The sequence below is a fragment of the Bartonella fuyuanensis genome (assembly GCF_014197255.1).
Taxonomy (GTDB): Bacteria; Pseudomonadota; Alphaproteobacteria; order Rhizobiales; family Rhizobiaceae; genus Bartonella; species Bartonella fuyuanensis.
Window position 1 is genome coordinate 1 of the sequence record NZ_JACIFE010000025.1, and the last position, 11,958, is coordinate 11,958.

General features: G+C 37.4%; 8 protein-coding genes and 2 pseudogenes. 4 read left to right on the forward strand and 6 right to left on the reverse strand.

What is annotated here, in order from left to right; genetic code table 11:
- The 5 genes and pseudogenes from GGR08_RS06950 to GGR08_RS06970 all read right to left on the reverse strand — a co-directional run.
- Positions 1-96, reverse strand: a pseudogene (locus tag GGR08_RS06950) (tyrosine-type recombinase/integrase); the annotation flags it as partial.
- Positions 97-900: 804 nt separating this feature from the next.
- Positions 901-2,997, reverse strand: a complete 2,097-nt coding sequence (locus tag GGR08_RS06955) for a glutamine amidotransferase (RefSeq protein ID WP_183194622.1) — start codon at positions 2,995-2,997, stop codon at positions 901-903.
- On the reverse strand, positions 2,994-5,792 hold the full coding sequence (locus GGR08_RS06960) for a DUF4159 domain-containing protein (protein ID WP_183194623.1): 2,799 nt from the start codon (positions 5,790-5,792) through the stop codon (positions 2,994-2,996). Before GGR08_RS06960 ends, GGR08_RS06955 begins: the two co-directional genes overlap by 4 nt.
- Positions 5,789-6,700: a DUF58 domain-containing protein gene (locus GGR08_RS06965; protein WP_183194624.1), complete on the reverse strand. Its 912-nt coding sequence runs from the start codon at positions 6,698-6,700 to the stop codon at positions 5,789-5,791. Before GGR08_RS06965 ends, GGR08_RS06960 begins: the two co-directional genes overlap by 4 nt.
- Positions 6,701-7,732: an AAA family ATPase gene (locus tag GGR08_RS06970; RefSeq protein WP_183194625.1), complete on the reverse strand. Its 1,032-nt coding sequence runs from the start codon at positions 7,730-7,732 to the stop codon at positions 6,701-6,703.
- A 246-nt stretch (positions 7,733-7,978) separates the two neighbouring features.
- On the opposite strand from GGR08_RS06970, the gene GGR08_RS06975 reads away from it, so the two are divergent.
- The gene (locus tag GGR08_RS06975; protein WP_183194626.1) at positions 7,979-9,232 is read left to right on the forward strand and encodes a tRNA nucleotidyltransferase/poly(A) polymerase-related protein; all 1,254 of its coding nucleotides are present in this window, start codon (positions 7,979-7,981) and stop codon (positions 9,230-9,232) included.
- 428 nt (positions 9,233-9,660) lie between these two features.
- Here the strand turns inward: GGR08_RS06975 and GGR08_RS06980 are convergent, their stop codons facing one another.
- Positions 9,661-10,137 carry a tRNA (cytidine(34)-2'-O)-methyltransferase gene (locus tag GGR08_RS06980; RefSeq protein ID WP_183194627.1) on the reverse strand — a complete coding sequence of 159 codons (477 nt, stop codon included), beginning with the start codon at positions 10,135-10,137 and terminating at the stop codon, positions 9,661-9,663.
- A gap of 745 nt (positions 10,138-10,882) precedes the next feature.
- Here GGR08_RS06980 and GGR08_RS08400 point away from each other — a divergent pair.
- From GGR08_RS08400 to GGR08_RS08675, 3 genes and pseudogenes are all read left to right on the forward strand, one after another.
- The gene (locus tag GGR08_RS08400; RefSeq protein WP_246350183.1) at positions 10,883-11,044 is read left to right on the forward strand and encodes a hypothetical protein; all 162 of its coding nucleotides are present in this window, start codon (positions 10,883-10,885) and stop codon (positions 11,042-11,044) included.
- Between the two features lie 574 nt (positions 11,045-11,618).
- Positions 11,619-11,699 (forward strand): hypothetical protein, encoded by an 81-nt coding sequence (locus GGR08_RS08670; protein WP_425485756.1) that lies wholly within the window; start codon positions 11,619-11,621, stop codon positions 11,697-11,699.
- Between the two features lie 92 nt (positions 11,700-11,791).
- Positions 11,792-11,958, forward strand: a pseudogene (locus GGR08_RS08675) (VENN motif pre-toxin domain-containing protein); the annotation flags it as partial.

Here is an 11,958-nt window from a genome sequence, read left to right on the forward strand (position 1 = left end):
AGGTATGGTCCATATATCCCCATCAATCTGGTCTTTATGAATATGACGTAAAGGATTGGTACGAACGCCTGTCAGAATAAGCAAACGCAAAGGCAAGAAAGATTGTAAAATGAAAAATAGCTTGTTGAATATATGAGAAAATCTTTTGAGGATTGATGCTGTATTATTTTTTTTATAAAAGAGAACAGCGTAATACAACAGATCATTCTTGGAAAACGATATGTCTCTCGTATGATGGTCATAAAGTGTTAGGATTTTAAAATAGCTTTTATATGGCCACACATTACCATAAAAAATCGAAGAACTCAGTGTAAAGTGCAATCGAAAGTTTTCTATTTCTCAGAGCTTTTGAGTTTTGCGCTGGTAATTGCTTTTAATGGGAGATGTTTTTATGCAAAACGAAATGCTTTAAAAGAAATATTCCAAAAGAAGATCTCAACTAAAATATCATTGTGTTGTACATTTACATATTTTTTTGAAGAGATATTTTTAGTGCACTTGATTCCATTTATCGAAAGCTCTCAATGCTATGAAAAGTTTCGTTTATGACTTTTTATGTACTACCATTTTTACACTTATACCAAGTACTAACCAAAATCATCATACTATTTCAACCCAACTTTATAAAAATTCCTGCTTTAAGAGGATTTATGAGAGATGTTACATTTTCTTTTCAATGGTTTTTATTCATGCTCTCTTCTTTTAATGATGTGCAAAAGAATGATTTTAATTGATTTAATCTGGAAATGATTACAAATAAGGAAACCCTACTAGGAATAATGGCTCGATATGAAAACATGATAAATCATTCCTTATAAGTCAATGCGTTGTTTAATTATAAGAAACAAATAAATCTAAAAAAACAAACTTTAAAACTATTCTATGAAATTTCAGGATTTTTTAACGGCCTTCACGATACCACATACTGCTCAGCAGTAAAAGGCAAACAAACAGTGCAAAAAAACCAGAAAATATTGAAAGATAAAAGGTATTGATTAAACGAGTTTCTGTCGCTTCTTTCAAAATAATTGAATGAGTTGGTGAAGATGACAGGCTTGTTTTTGATTGAATCAACTTAAGTGGAGGAAGGTGAAAGTTTTCTTTTCCCTCAGAGTATAACCGTCCAATATAGCCACCAGTATGCTTAATAATGGGAGCTAATTTTTCTTGTGTTGAAATTAAGTCAAACAATTCAAGATTATTGAGCATCCCTACAGAAGAAGGTATTGTTAAACTGCCATTTTTTATAGTAAAAATCCCTGTTTCGTTAGTAGCTACCGTTGCGGTGAAGAGACCTTCTTGCTCTTTCGTAAGAATAATCTTTTGTTTTTTTCCAGAAGGAAAAGTTATTTCAGCAGGTTCTGGTTGGTCTCTCAGAGTTTGGCGGAAAATTGTTAAATGATGATGGCTGCTGGTCGCGCTTAACTTTTCTTCCTCAAGTTCAGGTTCTTTCATAAGCCAATGGGCAATTCGGCGATAGAGAGCTGCATAAGGACCACCACCTTCAAAACCTCGTGCCCAAAGCCAACTTTCATCAGAAAGTAACATGCCTACGCGCCCTTTATCAACATGGGAGAGAAGTAAAAGTGGTTGTTCATCGGCTCCTTTCATGAGAGCAATTCCGTTGTTACTATTTTGAATAGCAATTTGTCGCAGCCATTTCCCCCATTGAGAAGCTGGATAGGTCGGTGTTGCAAGATTTCTTGTGACAGGATGACGCTCGCCTTCTTTGGTTAATGCGGGGCGAAAAGGTTTTTCAATGATATCTCCACTCGGCAATGCTGGTAGAATGCTTATTAAAGGTGTTTTCGCAAGTGAGTTTTTTTTGCTAAATTCAGGTCCTGTTATCATCAGCAATGCACCACCCTTTTGTACATATTGAGCGATATAATCGTAATAGATTAAAGGTAGAACAGCAGAGTGCTGGTAACCATCAAGGATGATGAGATCAAAGTTATTAATCTCTTCAACAAAGAGTTTTTTCGTGGGAAAGACCACCAAAGATAATTGGCTTAAAGGAGTATCATCTACTTTGGTGGGAGGACGCAAAATAGTAAAGTGAACAAGATCAATATTGGCATCACCTTTCAAAAGGTCACGCCATGTTCGTTCTCCATTATAAGGGGCACCTGAAATAAGAAGAACGCGTAAATTTTCTCTGATTCCTTCAATAGTTGTTATAGCACGGTTGTTTTCAAAGCTTATTTCACCTTTGTAAGGTTTAGTTGTCGCTTGAATAATATTTTTTTCAGCATGGAGAAGGGTAATTTCAGTTTGAAAAATAATACCAGGTGTTACAGAATAATGGCCAACTTCTTGTCCATCGATGCTGAGTGTAATATTGGCTTTCTGTGGTATTTTTTCTTGGGAATCTCCTTGATCTTCTACTAAAATGGATAGTTTTTGTGGTTTGTTGACAAAGGCAAAGCGTGGAGGCGAAATAAACTTGATTTGACGATCAAATTCATCTGAGCGTCCTGTTATCAGAGCATTAAGCGGTGCTTCATGATGCAGATTTGAAATGGAAGGAATGTCATGTACTTGTCCGTCAGTGATAAAAATGGTTCCTGCATAACGAGAAGGCGGTACATCAGATACAGCTTGTGTTAAAGCATCAAACAAATTTGTTGAGGGAGCATATTGATTATCAGCAAGTTTTCCAACTTCAATAAAACGTGGTTCAAATTGTGGATAATGCGATAATGTTTCGATTAATTGCGCGCACGCTTCATCACTATCGTTTATCCGTGTTCCAAAAGTTTGACTTTTGCTGCGGTCAATGACAATGCCTACTGTGCTTTTCAGTGGTTCGCGCTGTTCTTTTATGATCATTGGATTGAGCAAAGCAAGGATAAGGGCGCTTAATGCCATCAGACGAAATAAAGAACCTTGCCGTTGCGTAACAAGACCAACAACGACAAAAAGAATCGATATTCCGCTTAAGAGCAGAATCCAAAAGAGTGGTAAAAAAGGCTGAAAAGTGAAAAATGATATCATTGCCTTCTTTCTCTTTTAAAGCGTTCTAAGAGTGCTGGAACATGAACTTGATCCGCTTTATAGTTTCCTGTAAGCACATAAAGGACAATATTTAAACCTGTACGAAATGTCCATAGACGTTGCATTGGATCATTGGGAACAAGGGGATATTTCCATGCCCCTTTTTCATCGAGTGCCCAAGCCCCGGCAAAGTTATTTGCGGTGATGAGAAGAGAACTTACATTATCGCCGTTGGCAAGAGAGTTTTTATTTTTTTTGTTTGTTGATAAGGATTCAACCCATAAAGGTGAACCACGGTAGAGACCAGGAAAATCTGGCATAATATAAAAAGAACGTGCAACAACATGATCTGTTGATGCTGGCTCAATGGATGGAATATTTAACTCTTTTAAGATATCTCGTAATCTTTGCGTTTCTGGAGTAGCGTCTCCTTCAAGATTAAGATTGCTCTTTATCTGATCGCGCGTGTCAAATAAAATTGTTCCCCCATGTTTCATAAAGTTATTTATTTTTTCAAGGTTTTTGGGGGTTGGTATAGGACTCTTAACATCAATTGGCCAGTAAATAAGAGGATAAAAAGAGAGTTCATCTTTATCGAGATCAAGTGCTGTAACAGAGCCAAGGGTAAGCATTGTACGCTCTGTGATAAATTGACTTAACGCTTCTAGACCACTTTTACTCGTTGTATCAATTTCATGATTATTGGTTATAACATAGGCAAGATGTGTTGCGCCTGCAGCTTGTACACTATCATGATGATTTTCTTTCGTTTGTGCATGAAGAGTTGGATCATATGAAAAGAAGGCAATAAGACTTATAAAGGGGACGAGAAACATATTACGCCGTTTCATGAAAGAAAAAATATCTCCCATCCATAAAATGAGAAAATTGTCAAAGGCGAATAATAAGATGGCTAATCCTAAAAGTGGACCGATAAGATTTTTTTCTTTTGTATCGTAAGATAAAGGGCTTTTATTAAGAGAAGTTGGCAATGATGATTGTTTCATCAAATGCGACGAATGAGTTAAGAGATTGAGTGCATAGAAATTGTTTTGGGCACCATAAAGTCCTGGGGGAGTATGGTAGGAAGGATGGGGTGGATTTTGAGAGTCAAAGATCAAAGGAACAACATCAGAGGGTGGTACTTGTAATTGTCCGTCAATGGCTATAGTTCGCCAAGGGTTTTGTACCACTGTCCTTTTTTCTCTGTGTGTTAGGTTTGTGTTTTCGTTAGAACCTAATGTGATTAATTTTTGCAGCATTTGTGCAAAAAAGCCAGAAAGAGGAAGGTTAGACCATGTTGGGTCAGGAGCAACATGAATGAGAATGAGGTTTCCTTTACCACGTTTTTCTGCGGTAATAAGAGGAGTTCCATCCGAAAGGCTAAGCCACGTTTTTTCAAAAAGATCTGGGGTTGGTTCTGCGAGGATTTGGCGCGAGACAGTAACATCTCCTGGAAAGGGAAGACCAAAGAAAAAGCTATTTTTTGCAAAAGGGGCAAGCTTTTGTGGTTTTGTCCAAGACATAATACTTTCAAGGGAACGTTGACCTGGGCGCAGTGGTACCGGAAGAAGGTTATCGTAATGTTCTGCGCTACTGAGTTTTTCTCCTGCAAAGCGGATGAGTGTTCCCCCTTTATTCACAAAATCAGAAAGTTTTTTTTCTGCTTTTGAGGGTATGTTAACAATGTCACCCATAATCAAAACAGATGGATTTTGTTTAAGCAAATGATCAATATCCGTTGAAAGTTCTCTTCCACCGGCTGTTATAAGCTGTGTATGACCTTGTAAGGCTTTGATAATGTAATAAAATGGAGCAAGTAAAGGCTGTGCCATTTCATTGGTATCGGGTGAGAGAAGAGCAACACGGCTTATCCTGTTATGGCTATCTACCAAGAAGGTTGCAGCAGCATGGTCTTGATTGTTTATTTTTATCCAAGCGATATCATTGCGTAGTTCAAGTGGTACATTAAAAGGAACAAGTGCTGTTGTTTCTCCTTCAGAGAAATTGTTCGTAAATTGACCGAGAAGTTGATTATTTGAATCGTAAAGGCTGAGTATAGCGGGAGTATTACTGTGTGTTGTTGAGCGGATAATACGCGCGCCCATGTTTCCATTGTTATTTTCTATGGATGTTATGCCGGTTAAATCGGAAATATCAGTTAAATACCACAAGAAGTTTCTAGGTTTTAATTCTTCAAGAAGAGCAAAAGCTTGCTCATCTTCATTTGTTTGTAATCCATCACTTAAATAAGCAATATCAAGAGGTTTTCCTTTGGTTATTTCGCTGAGTTTTTTGAAGGCATGCACACGGTTGACAGGCCAAGGATGCGGTTGCAAATGCATTAAATGCTGTTTTATAATCTTGGCTGGTTGGGGCTCTATATTGGAGATATCATTTTCAGCCGTTGCAACAAGATAAATATTTTTTTGCTGTTTTTCTGCCTGTGCAAGGAGCATTTCAGCGATAGAGATGCGTTTTTTCCATTCTTTTACAGAAGCCCAACCATTATCAATAATGAGTGCGAGGGGTTGAGATCCGAAAAAGCTTATTGGTTTTTGATTCCAAGTGGGGCGTGCTAGAGCTATGATAACAAATGCCGCTATGGTTAAACGCAACAAGAGCAACCACCAAGGTGTATGTTTTGCTGTTTCTTGTTGATGAGTTGGTTTGGGTAAGAAGAGAAAAGGGGGAAAAAGCTCTTTACGCGGAGATGGAGGAGTTATCCGCAACAGCCACCAAATGACCGGTAGGAACAAAAGCCCTAGTAACAGAAAGGGAGCAGCAAAACTCAAAGTGCCCTCCTTTTTTGCAATGGAGAGTCGCTCATTGTATTTGCAAGATGAAAAATGGTCTCTGTTAAAGGTTGATCTGTTGTACTAACGTGATAAGACCATCCTTGGCGTGCGCAAAAATTTACCAATTCTTGTCGCCTTGCGTGGTATAGTTTACAATAGCTCTTACGAAGATCTTCTGCTTTAGTGGAAACATGTTTCTCTTTCGTTTCAGGATCCAAAAATTCTGTGTGACCTGTGTAGGGAAAGCTTTCTTCTGCGGGATCAGAAATTTCAATTAAATGAGCTGTCACCTGTTTTGTAGTTAAAACGGTTAAATGTTGGGTGATTTTTTCAGGATAATCGAGAAAATCACTCATTATAACGACATGTGAAAAGCGTGTAATCGTTGAAAAATCCGGAAATGAATTTTCATCTGAATGATTTTCTAAAGCAAAGGCTATTCGTTCTACGACATTGGATGTCATTGTGGGGGACATTAAGTTGGGAATAGCAATATGTTCGCCACTGCGTGCAAGAAGGGATGCCAAGGTAAGGGTAAGAATAATGGCATGATTACCTTTAGAGATTTTAGAAAAGCGCGAACAGTAATGCATTGATGCGCTCTGATCAGGACAAAGCCAAACGGTTTGTGTCGTTTGCCATTCGTGTTCACGGAGATACGTATTTTCATCATGCGCTGAGCGACGCCAATCAATGCGGGTAATGGATTCTCCTTCCATATAGGGACGAAATTGCCAAAAGTTTTCACCATTACCGCTTTTACGTTGTCTATGCCATCCGGTTATCAGTGTATTAGCGATATGACGCGCTTGTAAAATGAAATATGGCATTTTGCCAGTATCTTTATGCAGTTCATTTGCCAGCGACAATGGAGGCTTTTGTAAAACTTTTTTGCCAAGTGCCATTCAAAGAGCATCTTTCACAAGGTTATTGATAATATCTTTTACGGTTATATCTTCAGCACGGCCAGAAAAATTAAGAGCCATGCGGTGTTGTAATACGGGATAGGCCAATGCTTCAACATCATCAAGTGAGGGAGCTAAACGCCCATAATAAAGAGCACGAGCGCGAACACAAAGTGAAAGGGCTTGTGACGCACGCGGCCCAGGCCCCCAAGAAACATAATTATTGGCAAGGTGATTGTCTTTATCAGGGCGGGCCGATCGGACAATTTTTAAAATAGCTTCGATCACATTTTCTGAGAGAGGCATTTTGCGAACGATATGTTGAATTTTTTGCAATTTTTTGGCGGATAAAATTGCTTTTGCATTTAATTTTTTTTCTTTTGTTGTTTCTAAAATGATTCTCCGCTCTGTGATAAAATCAGGATAGTCAATGTCAATTTGCATCAAAAATCGGTCTAGTTGAGCTTCAGGAAGTGGGTAGGTTCCTTCTTGTTCAAGTGGATTTTGTGTTGCCAAAACATGAAAAGGTTGTGGCAAATCATAACGGGTGCCTGCAACGGTTACATGATATTCCTGCATAGCCTGTAAAAGAGCTGATTGTGTGCGTGGAGAGGCACGATTGATTTCATCAGCCATGAGAAGTTGCGTAAAAATGGGACCTTGAATGTAGCGAAAAGAACGTTTTCCCTCTTTATCGGAATCCATGACTTCAGAACCGATAATGTCCGATGGCATTAAGTCTGGGGTAAATTGGATACGTTTTTCATCAAGCCCTAAAACGGTTCCCAATGTTTCCACAAGATGTGTTTTTGCAAGTCCTGGAGCGCCAACAAGAAGAGCATGACCACCAGCAAAAATAGCAGTTAAAGCATATTCAATGACATGACTTTGCCCAAAAATAACTTTGTCAATTTCTTTTTGTATAATATCTAATTCTTTGTGTGCCGTATCAATATCCTCGATAATGACTTGAGCCTCATGTTCGGTATTAACCTTTTTCACAGAATTAGATACTGGATCACGGTAATTCATATTTTTTCCTTAAGGTATTTGTCGCAAAATATAGTCATGTTCTCTGGATGATAATGGATATCTTATTGTTTGTAACAGAAAATGAGAAGAAAAGAAGCATTATAAGCCGTTTTTTTCATATTCGTATCTAGAAGAGAAAAATTTTTTTGAAAGAAAAAAGCATATTTTATAAGAAATGTTTTAAAAATTTTATTTTGTGAAGAAATTTTTTAAGCAATAAAGACAACTTTTTTGAAAGGTTAAAGGGTGAATATAAGGCAGAACTTCAAACAGGTTGCATGGTTACAACAAAGTGATATCCAAACACTTCTTCGTGTTTTATCCTTAGAGGGGGAAGAGGCGCGTATTGTGGGGGGGGCGGTGCGCAATCAACTATTAGGGAAGTCTATTAATGATATTGATATTGCGACAACCTGCTTACCGCAACAGATTATCGCGCGTGTAGAAGAAGCAGGATTTAAAGCTATTCCTACAGGGATTGCATTTGGTACAATTACAGTGATTGCACATTCATGTTCTTATGAAGTCACAACGCTTCGTAGTGATCTTGAAACAGATGGTCGTCATGCAAAAGTGGCATTTGGTCGTGATTGGAAAAAAGATGCTGAACGGCGGGATTTTACGATAAATGCCCTTTATTGTGATGCTGCTGGCAATCTTTATGACGATGTAGGCGGTATGAACGATATTGCAAGTAGAACAATTCGTTTTATTGGTGTTGCAGAAAATCGTATTAGAGAAGATTATTTGCGTATTTTACGTTTTTTTCGCTTTTTTGCGTGGTATGGAGCGGGGCGACCTGATGGGCAAGGATTGAAGGCATGTGTTCGTTTAAAATACGGTTTAAAAAAACTTTCTTCGGAGCGTATTTGGGCAGAAATGAAAAAGCTTCTTTTGGCTTCTGACCCAACACGTGCTCTTTTATGGATGCGACAAAGCAGAATTTTGTCACTCATTTTTCCTGAAGCAGAAAAATGGGGTATTGATGCAATTCATGCATTGGTGAAAACAGAACAAGCTCTTGGTTGGAAAGTTGATCCAATGTTACGGCTAGAAAGCCTTCTTCCTCCTGACCCCCTACGTCTTTATGAAATGGCACAGCGCTTGCGTTTTTCTCATAAAGAAATAATCCGATTAAAGGAATGGGCAGGGTTAGAAATAATAAACCAAAATTGTTCTGATCATTTTGTGCAAAAAATGATTTATTTTCATGGAAGACAGCCAGTTTTAGATCAGTTATCGTTGTCTGTTGCGGCATCATATTTCAATGCTTTAGAAAAAAGTGATGTTTCACAAAAAACAGAGGATTATGTGAGGCTTTATCAACTTGCTCAAAAATGGCAGATTCCAATTTTTCCTATTAATGGTAATGATTTAGTAAGGAAAGGTTTTACTAAGGGTGTGCTTTTAGGGAGAAAGCTTAAAGAGCTAGAGATGACATGGGTTGAAGGGGGATTTTTAATGGATCGTCATACATTATTAGAAAAAATTGATTTATAATATGCTATTTACAAATCTACATTATTTTATTTATATTTGCCTTATATTTTTTGCAAAAGAAATCTTACAGTTCTAGAAATTTTGTTACAGATGATTTTGTCAAAATGGCTGGTATTCTCAAGGATATCAAAGGCAAGTTTATCTTGAGTTTAGAGACGGTCTGAGAGATAGAAATTTTAAAGGATTTTGAATTTTTAGAATTAGAGATCCTTTGAACCTCTGATTTTGTTAAAAAAATCCCCGAAAAAAACTTCTGATTCGTAATAATTAAACGGCATGTTGAATATAGAAGGCACGTTAAAAAATCTTATTCCCAAACTCTTATTTATACATCCCTAATAATGAAAAAGATATGTAAATACAGTAACTAAATAAACAAAGAATGGTATTAAAACCTTGTTAAAAGTTTTAATAGAGCTGTCAAGTTTTTATAACTTACAGTTTCTTTCATAATAACCAATTTGGCGCAGTGCTTCTCCTGTTGTTATAGCCACGCTCATGGCGAGATTTAGGGAACGCGCCTGTGGTTGCATGGGAATTTTCAATGTGTAATTAGCCGATTCATAAACGTAATCGGGAACTCCAGCTGATTCACGACCAAAAAGTAAAACATCATTTTTCTGATAGCATAGTTGCGTATAGCATGTTTTTGCTTTTGTACTTAAGAGCAACAGACGGCGGTTGAAACGTTTCATGGAGCTTATAAAATGCTGCCAATCAATGTGTCTTTCTAGGGAAGCATATTCGAGATAATCCAATCCTGCACGTTTGAGTTTACGATCCGATAGGTTAAAGCCTGCAGGTTCAATGATGTGCACATGTAAGCCAAAACACGCACTAAGACGTAAAACCGTTCCAGTATTACCAGCAATATCGGGTTGAAAAAGAGCTATATGAAGCGCCATATTCCCTACTAATATGATTTTTTTTCATATTTGTAAAGAAGCATCATAATTTATTCGAAAAGTATGCTTGAAAAATACATATTTTTTGCATTGAGTTTTTATGCACCTTAAGCTTGATTTGTTTGAGATAAGAGGGAATCCCCTCTTAGCCTCTCCTTTATTAAGCTCTACATGAAATAGATTAGCTCATTACGATGAAAGTTGGAGTATTCGCAGAATCAAATTAGATCATTTATTTCAGTTAAAATCAACAAGATATGCTTTTATGAAAAATTATAGGCAGAAAAAATATCCAATCTACTGGTTAGAGTTGAGAGTGAGAGGGAACGATACTGTAATTTGTTAAAGAGGTTATCGACAAACTGAACAGTTTATTTATTAAAATCAACAAGAGCATGTTTTTTTCTAAAAGTGTTTGTTTATACGCTATCTCCATTTATAATAGGCAAAGAAGAGGTTTTGATTGATTTCATATGAATAGATTTGAAATAAAAAAAACTTACAATAGTTAGGGATTTCATTTGCTCATCTAAAATGGTTAATTATCCTTGAACTAGTTTTTTTGTATAAAGCATACAAATGGTAGGAGTTTTTTTGCGAGGGTATTTTTGCGGTTAAGGCGATTGAATGATTAGGCATAGTGCACTGTAGAGAGGCTATGCTAAAAAAATGTTTTAATAAATAGTTTCTTTAAGTTAAGGCAATGGATGATTCGGCGAGGTGGAGTTTTCTGTTTTGTTAACAGTTGTCGCAATTGGAATGGGGGTGGTTACGTGGCCTTTGTATCTGTCAGTTGTGTCCAGATGAGATTATTGGGGTATCTTTTTCCGTTGAAGTTGATCTGTCTGGTATTGAAGAGGGAATATCAGTAACGGTAATGTGGCGAAAACAGCCTGTTGTTATGTGAAACTGTACGGCAAAAGAAATTGCTGATGCGCATGCTACTGATTTGGGTTTTCTAAAAGATTGTCAGCGTACAACGCATCTCTAATTTTAACGATGAAAAAGAAGTGATGGATTTTTGCACGCTTAGCAGGTAAACGGCGTGAAAATTGGCTTATCATTATTAGTCTTTCTACGCATTTAGGCTATGTAACACTTGGGCAATCAGGGAAATTTGGAGAGTGGTTGTGTCTGTGTCATAGGCATGTTTAGGATATAATTAGAAGAGTGCGATTGGGCTTAGCTAACTATAATTTGATTATTCCACCTCACCAATTTCTTTCTGATATTTTGCCCAGATAGAATAAGGTCATGACAAGATTTTCTCTATATTGTATATTGTGCTAAAAATGCTCTTACCCATTGGTTTGATAAGCGTTTTCCTCTTCCGCGTTTTTTTATAATGCATTTGTGATTTTTCCTGTTCCACATAATCTTAATTACTTTTCTATATTTAGTGGTATTGGGAGCGTTATGCTTTTAACACAGCTTTTATTGTGTAGACTCTTCATTTTTTTATTGTTGTTTATATCCATTTAGTGCGCGAATTTTATTACAGTTCTTATAAAAATATGCGAGAAATGGCATGGATCACAGGTGTTTTATTTATATCATCATGATGGTAATAGCCTTTTGGGGTTATGTGCGTGTTTTTGGGGATGATTTCTATTTCAGTCGCTTCAGCTATTGCATTTTTTTTTAACAATTCCTTTCGTTGGCGGAAGAAATTGGTACCGCCAAGGCAGAAGGCAAAATAGACACGGTCACGCAGATCGTTGCCCACGCAGGACTTGGCTGCTTAAAAGGCGCTGTTGCGAGCGGTGCTTGCTCTGCCGGTGCTGTGGGGGGTGCTGTGGGCGAAGCCACTGCTATGCTCCA

What these genes read in the sequence shown, in the direction of transcription:
- GGR08_RS06970 (WP_183194625.1), bottom strand. Translation starts at nt 7,732, where the DNA reads ATGAATTACCGTGATCCAGTATCTAATTCTGTGAAAAAGGTTAATACC.
- GGR08_RS06955 (WP_183194622.1), bottom strand. Translation starts at nt 2,997, where the DNA reads ATGATATCATTTTTCACTTTTCAGCCTTTTTTACCACTCTTTTGGATT.
- GGR08_RS06980 (WP_183194627.1), bottom strand. Translation starts at nt 10,137, where the DNA reads ATGGCGCTTCATATAGCTCTTTTTCAACCCGATATTGCTGGTAATACT.
- GGR08_RS06965 (WP_183194624.1), bottom strand. Translation starts at nt 6,700, where the DNA reads ATGGCACTTGGCAAAAAAGTTTTACAAAAGCCTCCATTGTCGCTGGCA.